At 73.5% G+C, this 17,634-nt stretch carries 12 protein-coding genes; 6 read left to right on the top strand and 6 right to left on the bottom strand.

Annotation, left to right across the window (positions count from 1 at the left end; all coding sequences use genetic code 11):
- Positions 1 to 19 precede the first annotated feature (19 nt).
- The 3 genes from ACIGWZ_RS24700 to ACIGWZ_RS24690 all read right to left on the bottom strand — a co-directional run bounded on the left by ACIGWZ_RS24700 (position 20) and on the right by ACIGWZ_RS24690 (position 4,230).
- Positions 20 to 1,786, bottom strand: a complete 1,767-nt coding sequence (locus ACIGWZ_RS24700; RefSeq protein ID WP_400068111.1) for an LCP family protein — start codon at positions 1,784 to 1,786, stop codon at positions 20 to 22.
- 232 nt (positions 1,787 to 2,018) lie between these two features.
- Positions 2,019 to 3,296, bottom strand: coding sequence for an LCP family protein (locus tag ACIGWZ_RS24695; RefSeq protein WP_400068109.1), 1,278 nt, complete (start codon positions 3,294 to 3,296; stop codon positions 2,019 to 2,021).
- 169 nt (positions 3,297 to 3,465) lie between these two features.
- Positions 3,466 to 4,230: a TIGR03089 family protein gene (locus tag ACIGWZ_RS24690; RefSeq protein ID WP_400068107.1), complete on the bottom strand. Its 765-nt coding sequence runs from the start codon at positions 4,228 to 4,230 to the stop codon at positions 3,466 to 3,468.
- A 151-nt stretch (positions 4,231 to 4,381) separates the two neighbouring features.
- Here ACIGWZ_RS24690 and ACIGWZ_RS24685 point away from each other — a divergent pair, with 151 nt between their 5' ends.
- The 3 genes from ACIGWZ_RS24685 (at position 4,382) to ACIGWZ_RS24675 (ending at position 7,922) form a co-directional block, all read left to right on the top strand.
- A complete protein-coding gene (locus tag ACIGWZ_RS24685; protein WP_400068105.1) occupies positions 4,382 to 5,701 on the top strand; it encodes a peptidoglycan recognition protein in 1,320 nt (439 codons plus the stop codon).
- Between the two features lie 192 nt (positions 5,702 to 5,893).
- The gene (locus ACIGWZ_RS24680) at positions 5,894 to 6,976 is read left to right on the top strand and encodes a sugar phosphate nucleotidyltransferase (RefSeq protein ID WP_400068103.1); all 1,083 of its coding nucleotides are present in this window, start codon (positions 5,894 to 5,896) and stop codon (positions 6,974 to 6,976) included.
- 40 nt (positions 6,977 to 7,016) lie between these two features.
- Positions 7,017 to 7,922 (top strand): DNA-3-methyladenine glycosylase family protein, encoded by a 906-nt coding sequence (locus ACIGWZ_RS24675; protein WP_400068100.1) that lies wholly within the window; start codon positions 7,017 to 7,019, stop codon positions 7,920 to 7,922.
- A 6-nt stretch (positions 7,923 to 7,928) separates the two neighbouring features.
- Here ACIGWZ_RS24675 and ACIGWZ_RS24670 read toward each other — a convergent pair whose 3' ends face one another.
- Genes ACIGWZ_RS24670 through ACIGWZ_RS24660 form a run of 3 tightly spaced genes read right to left on the bottom strand, consistent with a single transcriptional unit; the run spans position 7,929 to position 10,827 of the window.
- Positions 7,929 to 9,260, bottom strand: a complete 1,332-nt coding sequence (locus ACIGWZ_RS24670) for a coenzyme F420-0:L-glutamate ligase (RefSeq protein WP_400068098.1) — start codon at positions 9,258 to 9,260, stop codon at positions 7,929 to 7,931.
- The gene (gene cofD / locus ACIGWZ_RS24665) at positions 9,257 to 10,213 is read right to left on the bottom strand and encodes a 2-phospho-L-lactate transferase (protein WP_400068096.1); all 957 of its coding nucleotides are present in this window, start codon (positions 10,211 to 10,213) and stop codon (positions 9,257 to 9,259) included. Before cofD ends, ACIGWZ_RS24670 begins: the two co-directional genes overlap by 4 nt.
- 47 nt (positions 10,214 to 10,260) lie before the next feature.
- Positions 10,261 to 10,827 (bottom strand): cysteine dioxygenase, encoded by a 567-nt coding sequence (locus tag ACIGWZ_RS24660; protein ID WP_400068094.1) that lies wholly within the window; start codon positions 10,825 to 10,827, stop codon positions 10,261 to 10,263.
- Between the two features lie 688 nt (positions 10,828 to 11,515).
- On the opposite strand from ACIGWZ_RS24660, the gene ACIGWZ_RS24655 reads away from it, so the two are divergent.
- The 3 genes from ACIGWZ_RS24655 to ACIGWZ_RS24645 all read left to right on the top strand — a co-directional run bounded on the left by ACIGWZ_RS24655 (position 11,516) and on the right by ACIGWZ_RS24645 (position 17,483).
- Positions 11,516 to 11,779 carry a WhiB family transcriptional regulator gene (locus tag ACIGWZ_RS24655; RefSeq protein ID WP_003983763.1) on the top strand — a complete coding sequence of 88 codons (264 nt, stop codon included), beginning with the start codon at positions 11,516 to 11,518 and terminating at the stop codon, positions 11,777 to 11,779.
- A 326-nt stretch (positions 11,780 to 12,105) separates the two neighbouring features.
- Entirely contained in the window at positions 12,106 to 15,882 is a 3,777-nt protein-coding gene (locus tag ACIGWZ_RS24650) for a glycosyltransferase (RefSeq protein ID WP_400068092.1), read from the top strand.
- Positions 15,879 to 17,483 carry a DUF5719 family protein gene (locus ACIGWZ_RS24645; protein ID WP_400068089.1) on the top strand — a complete coding sequence of 535 codons (1,605 nt, stop codon included), beginning with the start codon at positions 15,879 to 15,881 and terminating at the stop codon, positions 17,481 to 17,483. Before ACIGWZ_RS24650 ends, ACIGWZ_RS24645 begins: the two co-directional genes overlap by 4 nt.
- The last annotated feature ends 151 nt before the right edge of the window (positions 17,484 to 17,634 follow it).

Genomic DNA, 17,634 nt, shown 5'->3' with positions numbered 1-17,634 from the left:
CGGCCGGATCCCGCTCGGGTCACTTGGCGCAGACGTTCTTGTCATCCGCATTGACGTTCTGGACCCCGTCCGGGGTTTCGGTCGGCGCCTCAATCGGTTCGCCCGCCGCCTTGAAGTCCCTGCCGAGCGTCAGCTTCATCGGGACGCGGTCGCCGGCGTCCTGCGCGGACTTCTTCAGCGCGCTCTTGGGCAGGCCCATCCAGTCGGCCAGAGTGGCGGCCTGGTCGGCCTGGTTGGGGGCGTACTCGAGAACGGTTTCGGCCACCTTCTGCGAGGCGTTGCCGGCGTTGGTGGACAGCCGGGCGCCCTTGGTGTTCTGCAGCCAGTCCACGCTCTCCTGGGCCGCGCCGATCGGTCCGCCGCCGTTGAGGACATCGACCCGTACGAGCTCCGGCGGGGCCTTCTTGACCGGCGCCTTCTTCCCCTTGGACTTCTTGCCCTTGGCCAGGGCGTGGTCGGCCTGCACCATCCGGAACAGCGGATCGGCCTTGGCCCGGTCGAGTATGACGGTGGCCAGGTCCTTGGGGTTGTCCAGCACCGGCACCGTCGCGAAGGTGATCTTGTTGATGTTCACCTTCTTCATGTCGTCGCCGAAGTCCATCAGCTTGCTCGCGCTGCCGATGCCGGTGTCCACGGTCAGCGCCTTGGTCGCGGCCTGGGCGACGTCGTACAGCTTGCCCGGGCTGCTGAACGCGCTGGACTTCAGCTTGCGGATCAGCGAGCCGATGAACTGCTGCTGGAGCTGGATCCGGCTCAGGTCGCTGCCGGTGCCGACGCTGTGCCGGGTACGGACGAACGCGAGGGCCTGCTCACCCTTGACGGTGTGCCGGCCGGCCGACAGCTTCAGGTGCGACTTGGGGTCGTTGATGTCCTTGCCGGCGCACACCTCGACACCGTCCACCGCGTTGGACAGCTCCTTGACCGCGTTGAAGTCGGCCATCATGAAGTGGCTGATCTTCAGCCCGGTCAGCTTCTCGACGGTGCGCCAGGTGCAGCCGGGGTCCCGCCCCTCCTGGCCGAGGCTGGTGTTGAAGCGTACCTGCTGCTCGCCGGGGATGATCTTGGTCGAGCCGTCCTTCTGCTTCGTCGGGCAGTTGGGGATGTCGGTGATCAGGTCGCGCGGGATGCTCAGCGCGGTCGCGTTCGAGCGGTCCCTGGAGATGTGCATCAGGAGCGTGGTGTCCGCGTGCCCGACGCTGCCGGCGTCGCCGTAGCCCGCGTTGCCCTTGCCGGCGCGCGAGTCCGTGCCGATGACGAGGAGGTTGACCGGACCGTCGGAGACCGCGTCGTTGTTGATGCCGACGTCGACCTTCTTGATGTTGCCGTCCAGCTGCTGGTAGATGACGTACGCCGTCGTGGCCGCCGCCACCAGGACGAATCCCAGCACGCCGGACGTCCAGTACAGCGCCTTCTTCTTCCCGGACTTCTTCGGCTTGGGCCGCCGGCGGCTCGCCGGACCCGAAGCCATCGCGGACGCCGTGCCCCGCGCGGCGGCACGGCGCTCCGCCCGGCCACCGCCGCGCCGCTCGTCCGCGCCGCCGCTTCGCGCGTCGCCCCGGCGGTCGCGCTGGGTCGGCAGCGGACGGGTGTCGGTGTCGTCGCCCTGGCCGGCCGGATTTCTCCGGCCGCGTCTGGAGCCGGGGGCCTTGCGGCCGGAGGGCCGGTCCGAGGCTTGACCGGCAGGGTCAAGCCGCAGCTCGTAGTTGCCGGTGTTCGGATCGAACACCCACTGATCGGCGGGATCGACGTTGTCGTCGCCCGCCCGCCCACGGCCTTGCGCGTCCACGGTGCCCTGAATCCTCCGTCGGTGGCGCGGCGCCTCCCCCTCAAGGCGCTCGATCGGTCGATCGTGCAAATACTTGACCACATGGTCATCGGCCCGCTGGTCGGGCGGGCCGGGTCGCTCACACTATCCGCCCAGTTCAGCGCCCGGCGACGGCGGTGACAAATTCCACTTCCCTACAACTGGGCAATCCGCCCAATCCATTCGCGACGCCGCACGTTCCTTTGCGGCATCTTTATTCGCAGCTCCCGCGTTCCGCCGTGGTTCCGGTAAAGGCCGGACCCGAACCGGCGGGCGGAGAGGGCGAGTCATCGGGTTTCCCGTCCGAGGCGGTGGTCTCCTCGGGGGCCCCGGCCGGCGCCACCCGCACCGGGCGGTCCCTGCGCAGCTCACCGAAGAGGCGATCGGCATCCGGCTGCACCAGCTCGTCGCGATTGGGATCGTAGCGGTACTCCCGCCGGGGCACGGTCAGGAACTGCACCCGGTCCGTCGGAATGCTGCGCATGCTGCGGACCAATTCGTACAGGCCGGTGAGCGAAGCCAGATCCGCATCGGTGGTCAGGGAACTCGTCGCGGCATCCAACACCGGATACAGCCGCGTCGGATTGAGCAGCACACCATTGCTTTGCACTTTCTTCACGAGCGCGCCAAGAAACTCCTGTTGACGTTCCATACGCTGCGTGTCACTGCCGTTACCCAGGCTTTTCCGCGCCCGGACAAAGCCCAGCGCGTCCTCCCCGAGCAGCGTCTGCCGGCCGGCGGGCAGCACCAGATGCGCCTTCTCGTCATCGATGGGCCGGCGCAGACAGATCTCGACGCCGTCCACCGCGTCCACCATCTTCTTGAACCCGACGAAGTCGATGATCATGTGGTGGGTGATCCGGATCCCGGTCGCCTTCTCGACCGTACGGATCGTGCAGGCGGCCCCGGCGAACTGGAACGCCCAGTTGAACTGCGCCGTCTGCTCGGCGATCTCCTTGCCGTCGGAGCGCTTGCAGTGCGGCACCGTCACCATCAGGTCGCGCGGGATGCTCACCGCGGTGGCGCTCTTCCGGTCCGCCGCCAGGTGCAGCAGGATCGTGGTGTCGGAGCGCTGGGTGCCGCTGTCGGTGCCGTACTCCTCGTTGCCGTTGCCGCGGTTGTCGGAGCCGACCAGCAGGATGTTCTCGGCGTTCGGCGGGCCCGGGTCGGGCCGCTCCGACTCGTACTTCTCCAGCTCGTTCTGGGTGTCGCTGTCGAAGCGGATGTTGCCGTTCAGCTTCGTGTACAGGCCCCAGCCGGTGCCGGTCGCGACGAGGACGCCGACGACGGTGGCCAGCGCGGCCCGGCGCATCCAGTGGAGCGGGGAGGGCGGGGTACGCGGCGGGCCGGGGCCGTCGCCCGCGGCGCCCGAGCGCAGCGGCCGCGCGCCCCAGCCGGGGAACTTCGCCGCGCGACCGGGCCCCGCACCCGTCCGGCCGGTGCCCTCGGCGGGGCCCGCGCGGCCGGATGGAGTCCCGGGGCTCTCGGTCACGTGTGCGTTCCTCCCTCACGGAGTCGGCGTCGCGCCCGCACGCGGTGCCCGTTGGGCGGTGGACGGACGGACCCCGCGCAGGGTTGTACGTACGCAAAATCCTCGCCCACCGCGGACGAACCGGCCCGCCCCGAGCGGGGTCCGGTGCGCCGGACGGGGGAGGGAGACGTCAGACGAGGGTGTCCGGCGCCCGGTACGTGATCTTCTCGGCGGTCTCCCGGGCGGCGGTCCCGTCCGCGCCCAGCCGCTCCAGATGGCGGCAGAGCACCACCGAGCCGCCGGTCGCCAGCGGGGCGTAGAGCCCGTACGACAGGCCCTGCCAGGTGTCGTACCCCAGCCCCGACAGCACCCGCGGCGCCTCGGGCAGCCCGGCGGCCGCGGCGTCGGCCAGCGCCCGCCCACCGATTCCGGCGCCGGTCAGCTCCTCGCCGCCGACGGCCAGCGCCACCGCGCCCGGGTCCACCGGCGCGAACGGCGCGAACCGGTCGCCCTGGCCCGGCACCTCGACGGCGTAGTCCGCGAAGCCCGCCGGCGGTTGCGGGAACCGGCCGCCCAGCGGACGCAGCGCCAGCGCCACCCGCTCCCCGGAACAGGCCCGCGCCGCCTCCAGGGAGTCCGGGCCGCTCACGACGAGATCGGCCGCGGCGGGATCGCCGCCCACCTCCGCGACCACGCCGACCGACGAACAGGCCAGCAGCCAGACGGCGGTCTGCCAGTGGGCGGGCAGCAGCAGCGCGAGCCGGTCGCCGGGCTCGGCGGCCAGATCGCCCTGGAGATAGTTGGCGGTCTTCGCCACCCAATTGGCGAAGGTGGCGACGGACAGTTCCACGCGTTCGCCGGTGGCGTCGTCGTAGAAGGTCACCAGCGGGCGGGCCGGGTCCGCGGCGAGCGCGGAACCCAGCAGGTCGGCGGGGGTGCGGTCGGTGGCGTTCATCGCCGTCAGGGTACGCGCGGCGGCGGCCGGCGGTCTGCCGGGCGCGGCGGGCCCGGCCACCGGTTCGGCCCAGGCGCCGCCCGCCGTTCGGCCGATGCCCCGTCAGATCAGCGATGGCGTCATCCGCCGGGCCGTGCCAACGATGGTGACCATGCGCCCTTTTCCTGCTGCTTCGCGGTCTTTTCGTGCGACCTCGCTCGGCGCCCTCTGGGCGGCCGGCCTGGTGCTCTCGTTCCCCTCGCTCCTGCCGCCGGCCGCCGCGACCGCCGCCGAACGCCCCCTCGCCGCCCCCGCCGATGACGCACCGGGCAGCACCCAGTCCCTGCCCCTCGCGGACCTCGGCGCGGTCGACCCGCCCGCCACCGAAGCCGAATCCGAGCCCGCGCCCGTCCCCGGGACCCGGGTCATGCCGGTCCGGGAGGTACGGCCGTTCTCGCTCCTGGGTGTGGTGTGGGACGACCCCGAGGTCGAGCTGCACGGCCAGGTCCAGGTCCGCACCCGCGCCGCCGGCTCCCACACCTGGTCCGGCTGGCAGGACGTCCAGACCCACAACGACGATTTGCCCGACCCGGAGTCCGCCGAACGCCGCAACAGCGGGGTACGCGGCAGCACCGCGCCCCTGTGGGTCGGCGCCTCCGACGCCGTACAACTGCGCATCGCCCCGGAGAACATGGACCGCGCCCCGGCCCCCTTCCCGGGCGGGCTCAGGCTGGAGCTCGTCGACCCGGGAGCGGCGCGGCGCACCGAGCGCGGCGCGGTCACCGAACTCCGACCGCTCGGCCGGGCCGAGGCGCAGGCCGAAGCGCAGGCCGAGGCCCGGACGCAGGCCCCGGTCCCCGGGGGCGAGCGGCCGGCCGGCAAGACGTACATCGGACCCCGCCCGCGGATCGTCACCCGGGCCGGCTGGGGCGCCGACGAGAACCTGCGCGAACCCATCGGCCCCTACACCGGCCCCGTCCGCGCCGCGTTCGTCCACCACACCGCGACCGGCAACAACTACAGCTGCTCGGACTCCCCTTCGGCGATCCGCGCCATCTACCGCTACCACGTCAAGAGCAGCGGCTGGCGCGACATCGGCTACAACTTCCTGATCGACAGGTGCGGCGTCATCTACGAGGGCCGCGCGGGCGGCGTCTCCAAGCCGGTCCTGGGCGCGCACACCCTCGGCTTCAACACCGACACCACCGGCATCGCCGTCCTGGGCACCTTCACCGACACCGAACCGTCGAAGGCCTCCGTCGAGGCCATCTCCGCCCTGACGGCCTGGAAGCTCGGCCTGGCCGGCGTCGATCCGCGCGGCACGGCCCGGCTCACCTCCGACGGCAGCAACCTCTTCGACAGGGACGAGATCGCCAACCTGAACGTCATTTCCGGCCATCGTGACGGCTACCGGTCCGCCTGCCCCGGCGACCGCCTCTACGACCAGCTCGCCGACGCCCGCACCGCCGCCGCCAAGCTTCAGGGGCGCTGACCGTCCCCCGACAGTTACCGTCCGGTACCGTCCGGTTGTGCCCCGAATGAACCGTCCCCGCGCTCGTCGCGTCCTACCGGCCATGACACGCGCTCCCGCAGCCGCTCGGCGTCCCGCGGAGCGCGGTCGAAGATCCGTCTGCCTACACTGGTCGGCCGTTTGCCGACCCCAGCAGGAAGCAGAGACGACAAGGTGACTGAAGCGATCCTCCTGGTCGGCGGCAAGGGCACCAGGCTGCGCCCGCTGACGGTGCACACGCCCAAGCCCATGGTCCCGGCGGCCGGTGTGCCCTTTCTCACCCACCAGCTGGCGCGGGCCCGCGCCGCCGGCGTGACGCACATCGTCCTGGCCACCTCCTACCTCGCCGAGGTCTTCGAGCCGTACTTCGGCGACGGCTCCGCGCTCGGCCTGCACCTGGAATACGTCACCGAACAGGAGCCGCTGGGTACCGGCGGCGCCATCCGCAACGTCGCCGAACGGCTGCACTCCGCCCCCGGCGACCCGGTGCTGATCTTCAACGGCGACATCCTCACCGGCCTGGACATCAAGGCCCTGGTGGCCACCCACCGCACCTCCCGGGCGGACGTCTCCCTGCACCTCACCCGGGTCGAGGACCCCCGCGCCTTCGGCCTGGTCCCCACCGACGGCACCGGCCGGGTCACCGCCTTCCTGGAGAAGCCGCAGACCCCCGAGGAGATCGTCACCGACCAGATCAACGCGGGCGCCTACGTCTTCAACCGCTCCGTCATCGACACCATCCCCACCGGCCGCCCGGTCTCCGTCGAGCGCGAGACCTTCCCCGGACTGCTCGCCGACGGCGCCCACCTCCAGGGCATGGTCGACTCCACCTACTGGCTCGACCTCGGCACCCCGCAGGCCTTCGTACGCGGCTCCGCGGACCTGGTCCTGGGCCGCGCCCCCTCCCCGGCCGTCCCCGGCCGCTGCGGCGACCGCCTCGTCCTGGAGACCGCCGAGGTCGCCCCGGACGCCAAGCTCACCGGCGGCACCGTCGTCGGCCGGCGCGCCGTCATCGGCGCCGGCGCCCGCATCGAGGGCAGCGCCGTCCTGGAGGGCGCGGTGATCGAACCGGGCGCCCAGATCCACGACTCCCTGATCGGCGCCGGCGCCCGCATCGGGGCCCGCACGGTCCTGGACGGCGCGGTCATCGGCGACGGCGCCCGGGTCGGCGCCGACAACGAGCTGCGCGACGGGATCCGCATCTGGTGCGGTGCCGACATCCCGCCGGGGTCGGTGCGCTTCTCCTCCGACCAGTAGCGGCGGGCCGGGTGTCGGTGGTGTCGCCTAACCTGGCGGCATGCCCACCCGCAGCTGGGTCCCGCCCGGCCCGTACGACCTGCACCGCACCCTGTGCGTGCTGCGGCGCGGACCGGGCGACCCCGCCTTCGCCGTACGCGGCGACGAGGTGTGGCGCTCCTGCCGTACGCCCGAGGGACCCGGCACGCTGCGCCTGGCGGCCCGCCCGGCCGCGGGAGCCGTCGAGGCGGAGGCCTGGGGCCCCGGCGCCGACTGGCTGCTGGACGGGCTGCCCGACCTGCTGGGGGAGTCCGACGAGCCCGACCGGCTCACCGCCCGCCACCGCATCCTCCACGAAGCGCGCCGCCGCCACCCCGGCGTCCGGCTCGCCCGCACGGGCCTGGTCCTGGAATCGCTGATCCCCTCGGTCCTGGAGCAGAAGGTCACCGCCGACGAGGCCTACCGCGCCTGGCGCCTCCTCCTCCAGCGGCACGGCGAGCCCGCCCCCGGCCCGTGGGACCGGATGCGGGTGATGCCGGACGCCCGCAGCTGGGCCCTGATCCCCTCCTGGGAGTGGCACCGCGCGGGCGTCGACGCCAAGCGCTCCTCGGCGATCCTGCGCGCCGTACGCGCCGCTCGCCGGATGGAGGAGGCCGCGGGCATGGACCTGGCCGCCGCCACCCGCCGTCTGACGGCCATCCCCGGCATCGGCCCCTGGACCGCCGCCGAGACGCTCCAGCGCGCCCTCGGCGCCCCGGACGCCCTCACCGTCGGCGACCTCCACCTGCCGAAGATCATCGGCTACGCCCTCACCGGCCGCCGCGGCACCACCGACGCGCAGATGCTCGAACTCCTCGCCCCCTACGAGGGCCAGCGGCACCGCGCGGCCCGGCTGATCCTGCTGTCCGGCATCACGCCGCCCCGGCGCGCGCCCAGGTTCCCCGTAGGGGACATCGCCCGCCTCTGAACGGGCTCAGCGCACCACGAGGAAGTCCGCGCCGTCCCGCGCCGGCCGCTCCTGCGGCGGCTGCGCCGCCCGGCCGATGGCCACCGCCCCCATCGGCTCCCACTCCCCGGGCAGCCCGAGCGCCTCCCGTACGACGTCCCGGCAGAACATCGTCGACGAGATCCAGGCCGAGCCCAGCCGCTCGCCCGCCAGCGCCACCAGGAAGTTCTGGATCCCGGCGCCGTTCGCGACCACGAACATCTCCCGCTCGGCGGCATTGCGCCGCGCATCGGGGTAGGTGTGCGAGCCCTCCGTCACCATGCACGGCACCACCAGATACGGCGCCCGGCGCAGCACATCGCCGCGCCGCACCCGCTTGGCGATGGACTCCTCCGACTTGCCGTCGCCGCGCAGATCCGCGATCCAGGCGTCCCGCATCGCGTCCAGCAGCCGCGTCCGCGACTGCGGCGACTCCAGCAGGACGAACCGCCAGGGCGTGGTGTGATGCGGTGCCGGGGCCGTGAGCGCCGCCGCCACCGCGCGCCGGACCGCCCCGGGATCGACCGGGTCGTCCGTGAAGGCGCGGACCGTACGCCGCGCCGTCACCGCCTCCCGTACGGCCTCCGACGTCCCCAGCCGGAACATGTCGTCCTCGGCGTCGCGCACCATCGCCCGCGCCCCGTCGCCGTCGCCCGCCTCCTCGACGATGTGCGAAAGCCCGCGCACCACCGCGACCGGCAGCCCGGCCGCCTTGCCCTTGACCAGGTCACCGGCGGCGGCCAGTTCATCGGCGGTGGCCACCACCGTGGCGCTGAGCGGATTGCCGTGCGCGTCCGTGCCGCCGCGCAGATCGTCCAGTACGCGCACCCCGGCCGCCCCGATGGCGACGTCGGTGAGCCCGTTGCGCCACGGCCGGCCGAAGGTGTCGCTGATGACGACGCCGACCGTCACGCCGAGCGCCTCGCGGATCCCGGCCCGGATGGCGCGCGCCGAGGCGTCCGGGTCCTGCGGAAGCAACAGCACCGTCCCCGACGGGGTGTTGGAGGCGTCGACCCCGGCCGCGGCCATCACCAGGCCCTGCCGGTTCTGCACGATCCGCAGCGCACCGCGGCGCGCCACCACCCGTACGGTCTCCTGGTCGATCGCCGCCTCGCGGTCGGCGGCCTCGACCACCCGGCCCTCCGCCTTGCTGACGATCTTCGACGTCACCAACAGGACGTCCCCGTCGGCCAGTTGGGACCGCCCGGCGCCGGTCGCCGCCGCGGCGATCAGCTTGACGAGGTCGTCACCGGGGCGCACCTCCGGAAACCCCGGCAGCGCCCACACCCGGAAGGCGGGCGCCTCGGCGGCGCCCGTCATGCCCGTACCTCCTCGGCCAGCGCCAGCGCCTCGCGCACCATCGCGGCCGTGGCCTCCAGGTCCGTCATCATCAGCGGCACGGCCCGGCAGCGGATGCCGGCCGCCTCGACCTCGGCCACCGTGCCCGCGTCGACGGAGTCGACCAGCCAGCCGTCCAGCAGCCCCGACCCGTAGTGCTGGGCCACGGCCGCCGCCGTCGCCTCGACCCCCACCGCCGCCAGCACCTTGTCGGCCATCCCGCGGACGGGGGCGTCGCCGACGATCGGGGAGAGCCCCACCACCGGCACCCCGGCGTCCGCGATGGCCTCCCGGATGCCCGGCACGGCCAGGATCGTGCCGATGCTGACGACCGGGTTGGACGGCGGGAAGAGCACCACATCCGCCTCGGCGATGGCCTCCAGCACCCCGGGCGCGGGCTTGGCCTGATCGGCGCCGACCGGCACCACGGCGTGCGCGGGGACCGAGGCGCGCATCCGCACCCAGTACTCCTGGAAATGGATCGCCCTGCGCTCGCCGTCCTCCTCGACGGCGACATGGGTCTCGATCCGGTCGTCGGACATCGGCAGCAGCCGTACGCCCGGCTGCCAGCGGGCGCACAGCGCCTCGGTGACGGCGCTGAGCGGATAGCCGGCGCCCAGCATCTGGGTGCGCACGATGTGCGTGGCGAAGTCCCGGTCGCCCAGCCCGAACCACTCGGGTCCGACGCCGTACGCGGCCAGCTCCTCCTTCACCCGGAAGGTTTCGTCGGTGCGGCCCCAGCCCTGCTCCTCGTTGATGCCGCCACCGAGCGTGTACATCACGGTGTCGAGGTCGGGACACACCTTGAGCCCGAACAGATGGATGTCGTCGCCGGTGTTCCCGATGACGGTGATCTCCGCGTCCGGAACCGCTGCCTTCAGTCCCCGCAGAAAGCGGGCGCCGCCGATACCGCCGGCCAGAACCACAATGCGCATGGCGACAGTGTGTCAGCCGCGGACGGGTCCCTGAGAGGGGCCGGGCCTCAGCGGGCCGCGGTCTCCTGCGCCGACGGCGCGCACTGGGCGACGGGGGTCCCCTCGGTCGAACGGAGCTGAGGCTGGGTGGGGGTCCCCCCGGTCGAACGGAGTTGAGACTGGGGGCGCATGGGCATCTCCGTCATGCCGGGGAAGTAGATGTGCAGGCTGACGGCGGGCGTCAGCGAGTCGTTGACGACCTCGTGGACGTACCCCGGCGCGAAGACCCGTTGGGTTCCCGCCCCCAGCGTGCGCGGGGCGCCCCCGGCGTGCTCGGTCAATTCGCCCTCCAGGACCGTCAGCACGCCCGACGAGCGCCCGTGGTCGTGCCGCCCGCTGCCCTGGCCCGGCACCCAGCTCAGCAGCCACACCTCGTAGCCGGGCCCGGTGCGCAACCGGTGGTACCAGCGGGTGGTGGCGTCGTAGCGCACGAGCGGGGCCCAGCTGGCGCGGTCGGCGGCGAGGGAGCGGGCCAGGCCCACGAAGCCGGCGACGGTCGAGGGGTGGGCGGGGACGGGCGGCAGCAGGTGCGGGATGGCGAGCGGGTCGCCGGCGATCTGGACGTCGCTGTTCATGGGGTTACGGGTTCCTCGGCGCAAGAGCTGGGAGAGGGGTGCGGCACGGCGCGGGCTTTCCCGGTGGGGGGCACGGCGCGGGCGCGCAGGGAATGCGGGGGCGCTGCGGGGTGGTGCGAGCGATACGGCTGGAGCTCAGTGGCTTCAACAGCTGGAACAGCGACAGCGAGCCTGCGCAGCGCAGAGCGACCCGTAAGCACGGGTCAGTCGGGGCGCGGGAGTCACTGGCATGCGGACAAGGAGACCGGGTTCCCGGCGCGATGTCAACCGGATGTCGGGTTTGCCGCGGATGATTCACCTCATCCGGTTGCGGGGCCCGGCGAAAGGTTTGTGCACTTGCCGACCGGGAGATGTCGCCCATCAACCGCGCATCCAAACGCCGTTGTGGTCTCGTGATCCGTCTGTGATCTTTCCCGCTCCGGCGCGCGGGATGCAACGCGAATGCCGTCCGATCGCATCTCAGGTAGCGAGAAAGATTCCCCAGGCGGCGCGCCTGGGGATGTGTCCTGGTTTTTGGTGATTTGAACACTTTCCGCATACGCTTGGTTCCACAGAGTGAATAAGAGGCCCAATAGCAGATCTCGGCTTGACTGGCCCGGATCAGCACACTTGTAATTTCACTCGTGTCGTTCAGCCAAAAACGATCACGGCTGGATCACGGGGACGTAAAGACAGACGAGGGGCGCACATGACCGAGCTGTTCCAGGAATTGCTGGTCGAGGAGGCGGACGAGGAGCTCGGCTGGCAGGAGCGCGCACTGTGCGCCCAGACCGACCCCGAATCCTTCTTCCCGGAGAAGGGTGGCTCCACCCGCGAGGCCAAGAAGGTCTGCCTCGCCTGTGAGGTCCGCTCCGAGTGCCTTGAATACGCGCTCGCCAACGACGAGCGCTTCGGCATCTGGGGCGGTCTGTCCGAGCGCGAGAGGCGCCGGCTGAAGAAGGCCGCCGTCTGACGATGTCGCGGCAGCCCGTAACGCCCACGGCGCGCGGCTTCACCGCGCCCGCCGCCGTGCCACGCCAGCTCCCCATATCGCCCTATAGCGAACACCCCGCCTCCAGCGCCCTGTACGCCGGAGGCGGACTGTTGTTTCCTGCTGTGCACGGGCCCGGACGGGACACCGGCGCGAACCATTAGTGTGGGGCACCGTCCGAGATGCGCCGCCGCCCCATGGGTCGCGCGCGTCGCCTCGTAGTCCGTCGCAGTGTCTTCCGGGGGCGGGGGCCTTGAGCGACTTCGCCGCGGGCCCCGGACTCCCGGGTCCGGAGGGCCCGTACCTCGATGTCCGTGCACAGCCAGTCGGCGGCCCAGGCCGCCTCATACGCAGCTGACACCCCAGAGTTCCCGCGGCATGTCGTCACCGCCGTGATCGTCTCCCATGACGGTGCCCGCTGGCTGCCCGACGCGCTCGCCGGGCTGCTCGGCCAGGAGCGCCCGGTGCAGAACGTCATCGGCGCCGACACCGGCAGCGCGGACGAATCCGCCAAGCTGCTCGCCGATGCCATCGGGGACGAGCGGGTGCTGCATCTCGCCCGCCGCTCCGGATTCGGCACCGCGGTGGACGAGGCGGTCCGTACGGCCCCGGTGCTCACCCCCGACGATCTGGCCTACCTGCGCCGCCCCAGCGGCTGGGACCCGGTCAGCCGGACGTGGCGCGACGAGGCCTACGACATGCCGGATCTCCCGCACGGCGAGCCGGTCCAGTGGCTGTGGCTGCTGCACGACGACTGCGCCCCCGCGCCCACCGCGCTCGCCGAACTGCTGCGGGTCGCCGACGCGAGCCCCTCCACCGCCGTCGTCGGCCCCAAGCTGCGCAGCTGGTACGACCGCCGCCAGCTGCTCGAAGCCGGCGTCAGTATCGCCCGCAGCGGCCGCCGTTGGACCGGCCTGGACCGCCGCGAACAGGACCAGGGCCAGCACGACCAGATCCGTCCCGTGCTGTCCGTCTCCACCGCCGGCATGCTCATCCGCCGTGACGTCTACGAGCAGTTGGGCGGCTTCGACCGCCGGCTGCCGCTGATGCGCGACGACGTCGACCTGTGCTGGCGCGCCCAGGCGGCCGGCCACCAGGTGCTCGTCGCGCCGGACGCGATACTGCGGCACGCCGAGGCATCCGCCCGCGAACGCCGCCCCATCGACTGCGTCGGCCGCTTCGTCGCCAACCCGCACCGCGTGGACAAGGCCGGCGCGGTCTACACCCTGCTCGCCAACACCCGCGGCGCGCTGCTCCCGTACACCCTGCTGCGGCTGGTGCTCGGCACCTTCCTGCGGGTCCTGGCCTATCTCGTCGGCAAGGTCCCCGGCCAGGCCCTCGACGAACTCGCCGGCCTCTTCGGCACCCTGCTGCGGCCCGGCAAGATCCTCGCCGCCCGCAAACGCAGGGGCCGCCCCCAGGTGGACGCGAGCGAGCTGCGGCCCCTCTTCCCGCCGCCCGGCGCGACCGTGCGCGCCACCGTCGAACAGGTCGCCGGCAACCTCGCGGGCCGCGCCGCGCCCGATGTGGCCTCGGCCGGCCGGCACGGCGCCGGGGAATCCGGGCCCGGTGGCGACGACGCCGACTTCCTGGAGATCGAGCAGTTCGCGCGGCTCAAGCGGATCGCCCGCAAGCCGGGTCCGGTGCTCTTCCTGCTGCTGCTGGCGGTCTCGCTGATCGCCTGCCGCGGGCTGCTCGGCACCGGCGCGCTCACCGGCGGCGCGATGCTCCCCGCACCCGGCAGCGTGTCCGACCTGTGGTCGGCGTACCTCGACAGCTGGCACGCCGTCGGCACCGGCGACGCCGCCTCCGCGCCGCCCTACCTGGCCGTCGTCGCCCTGGTCTCCACGCTCTTCCTCGGCAGCACGGGCTTCACCCTCACCCTGCTGCTGGTGTGCTCCGTCCCGCTGGCCGGACTCACCGCCTACTTCGCCTCCCGCCCGCTGGTCGCCTCCCGGCTCCTGCGGGCCTGGGGCAGCATCGCGTACGCCTTCCTGCCCGCGGCCACCGGCGCGCTGGCGGGCGGCCGCCTGGGCACCGCGGTGCTCGCCGTCCTGCTGCCCCTGACGGCCCGCGCCGCGGTCGCCGCCGGCGGCCTGCGCCTGAGCCCCGGCACCCGGCCCAGCTGGCGCGCCACCTGGGCGTACACCCTGCTGGTCACCTTCACCACGGCCTTCACCCCGGTCGTCTGGCCGCTCGCGGTGCTGCTCGGCGTCGCGCTGCTGGTGCGGCGCGTCCTGGACAGCCGCGAGCTGCTGGTCGGCTATCTGCTGCGCTTCCTGGCCGTGGCCGTCGTGCCCGTCGTGGTGCTCGCCCCCTGGTCGCTGTCGCTCTTCGCGAACCCCACCCGCTTCTTCCAGGAGGCCGGGCTCGACTACGGCGCCGGATCGGCCTCCGTACTGGACCTGATCGGCCTGAGCCCCGGCGGCCCCGAGGCGGCCGGCGGACTGCTGCTGACCGGCGTCGTCCTGGCCGCGCTGGCGGCGACGCTGCGCGCCGAGCGGCAGACGGCGATCCGTACCGCCTGGGTGGCGGCGGTGGCCGGGCTGCTGTGCGCGGCGCTGGGCAACGGCTCCGGCTGGACCGGGCCCGCGATGCTGGTCTACGGGCTGGCGCTGCTGTGCGCCGCGGCGATCGGCGCCGAGGGCATCCGCACCCGGATGGCCGCCATGGGCTTCGGCTGGAAGCAGCCGGTCGCCGTGCTGATCGCGCTGGCCTCCCTCCTCGCCCCGCTCTACGCCGCCGTCAGCTGGATGGTCACCGGTGCGGCCGGCCCCCTGGAGCGGCGCGATCCCGCGCAGGTCCCGGCGTTCGTCGCCGAGGAGTCCGGCACCGACGACCGCGCCCGCACGCTGGTCCTGGACGGCGGCACCGGCCACGTCGACTACGCCCTGGTCCGCGGCTCCGGCGCCCGGCTCGGCGACGCCGACCTGGCCGCCACGGCCGGCGAGGACAAGCGCCTCGGCGGCATCGTCGCCAACCTGGTGGCGGGCTCCGGCGCCGACCAGACCAACCAGCTCGGCGGCTACGCGATCCGCTACATCCTGGTGCGCGACAAGGCGTCGGGCGCGATGGGCCGGGTACTGGACGCGACCCCGGGCCTGACCCGGCTCAGCCAGGACGACGGCAGCGCCCTGTGGCGCGTCGACCGCCGCGTCTCGCGGGTCTCCATCGTGCAGGGCGGGACGACCGACGGCACCCGCGCCGGCGAGACCGCCGCGCCGGTCGCCGTACCGTCCGGCCCCATCGAGGCGCACACCGACAAGGTGCCCGGCGGCCCCGCCGGCCGGGTGCTGCGCATCGCGGACACCGCCGACCCGGGCTGGCGGGCCACCTTGAACGGCACGGCGCTCAAGCCCGTGACGGTCGACGGCTGGGCGCAGGGCTTCGCGCTCCCCACGAGCGGCGGGCGGCTCGACCTCACCTACGAGAACCCGGTCGGCCACACCGTCTGGCTGTGGACCCAGGGCCTGCTCGCCGTCGTCCTGGTCGTGATGGCGCTGCCGGGCCGCCGCCGGGAGATCGACGACGACCTGCCCGAGGACGCCGCCGTGCTGGCCGCGGCCCAGGCGGCCACCGGCGACGGCCGCCGGGCGCGGAGGCTGCGGGCCGCCGCGGAGGCGGCCGGTCACCAGGCCGCACCGGAGCCGGGCGCCCAGGCGGCGGGACCCGAGGAGGAGCCCCCCGCGGTGGCGGCCCAGGAGGCCGTGCAGAGCGGGGACCCGTACGCGGCGGTGCCGCAGCAGCAGTCGTACGAGCAGTGGGGGACCGCCCAGCAGGCGGCTCCGGCCCAGCCGGGACAGCCGGCCGAGCAGCCCTACGCGCCCGCCGACCCGTACCAGGCCGCCGAGGCCGACCCGTACGCGCAGGCCGGCCAGTACGCCCAGCAGCCGCCGTACCCGCAGGCCGACCCCTACCAGGCCGCCGACTCCTTCGCGGCGGATCCCTACCAGGCGGGCACCTACGACCCGTACGGCTACGCCCAGCAGCAGCCCCAACAGCCCCAGCAGCCCTACGACGACGGCACGACGTACCCCGGCTCCTTCCCCGAGCAGCCGCGCCGTGACGGGAGCGACCAGCAGTGAAGCGCACGATGATGTCCCTGATCGGCGCGGCCGCCGGGCTGGCCGCCGTCGCCGGTGTCGCCGCCGTCGCCGCCCCGGACGGCGCGGCCGAGGCGGCGCCCCAGGGCGGCACCCGGCTGCCCGTCCAGCGTTCCGCGCTCCTCTGCCCGGTCCCGACGTCCTCGGAGGTCGGCGACACCACGTACACCTCCTTCGTCCCCCGGGGCGCGGCGGCCGGTGCGGACGCCAAGAAGGGCACCGCGAAGCTGCTGCCCGCCGGGACCGTCAAGGACAGCGGCGCCGGCGACGGCACGTCGAAGCAGCGCGGCAAGGGCAAGGGCAAGGGCAAGGGCAAGGACGCGGGCAGGAGCGGCGGCGCGGACTCCGGAAGCGCGATCGTCCCGCCCCGCGACACCAAGCCCGTCGCGCCCCTCCGGCAGGCAGGCCGGCCGGTCACCGCGACGACCGACGCCGCCGATGCGCCCGCGCTGGTGGGCGACGCCGACGGCACCCTCGCCCCCGGCTGGACCGTCCAGCAGACCACCTCCGTCGCCGCCGGCAACGGCCGCGGACTGCTCGGGCTGAGCTGCACCGCCCCGGACACCACGTTCTGGTTCCCCGGCGTGAGCACCGACAAGGCCCGCCAGGACCACGTCCATCTGACCAACCCCGGCCCCACCGACGCCGAGGTCGATCTCGAACTGCGCGGCAAGGACGGGGAGTTGAGCGGCACCACGGCCGAGGGCATCACCGTTCCGGCGCACACCACCGTCACGCGGCTGCTGTCCACCCTCACCGGCACCCCGGCCACCAACGCCGCGCTGCACGTCGTCGTCCGCCAGGGCCGGGTCGGCGCCGCCGTCCAGGCCTCCGACGCCAAGCTCGGCAGCGACTGGCTGCCGCCCGCTGCCGACCCGGCCGCCGCGCTGGTGCTGCCCGGCATCCCGAAGGACGCCACCTCCGTCCGCCTGGTCGCCGTCGCGCCCGGTGCGGCGGACGCCGACCTCAAGGTGCAGCTGGCCACCCCGACCGGCCTGATCACCCCGGCCGGCGCGGAGACGCTGCACGTCAAGAGCGGGATGACCACGGCCGTCGACCTCAAGGACCTGACCAAGGGCGAGGCCGGATCGCTGGTGCTCACGCCCGCCGACGGCGGCTCCAAGGCCCCGGTCACGGCGGCGCTGCGGGTGACCCGGGGCAAGGGCGCCAACCAGGAGATGGCGTTCATCCCGGCGACCCGCCCGGTGGACAAGCGCGCCACGGTCGCCGACAACCGGGCCAAGGGCAGCACCCTCTCCCTCGTCGCGCCGGTGCCGGGCAAGGACGCCAAGGTCAAGGTCACCGCATCGGCGGGGAGCGAGGGCGGCACGCCGGTCTCCAAGACGTACACGGTCAAGGGCGGCAGCACGCTCGCCGTCGACCCGCCGCGCCCGTCGGGCCTCAAGGGCTCCTACGCGCTGACGGTGGAGCCCCAGCCGGGCAGCGGCCCGGTCCATGCGGCGCGCACCCTGGTGCAGCCGATGGGCGGCATCCCCGCCTTCACCGTGCAGACCCTGCCCGACGACCGGGGCACGGTCGTCGTCCCCACGGCGGGCCAGGACCTGTCACTGCTGAACGACTGAGAGCCCCCGCACGGACCGCCGCCAGGGCCTGCCCATCGGACAGGCCCTGGCGGCATCCCGCGGTCACCACGACGTGAACCGCAACCGGCAACGGCTCCCGCCCCGGGCATCCATGCCGTACGGCTCACTCCTGGTCCCGCGATCCCGTCGG

This window comes from Streptomyces sp. NPDC053427 (assembly GCF_044544985.1).
Taxonomy (GTDB): Bacteria; Actinomycetota; Actinomycetes; order Streptomycetales; family Streptomycetaceae; genus Streptomyces.
The sequence above is the reverse complement of the archived record's forward strand: the minus strand, read 5'-3'. Positions and strand labels throughout refer to the sequence as shown.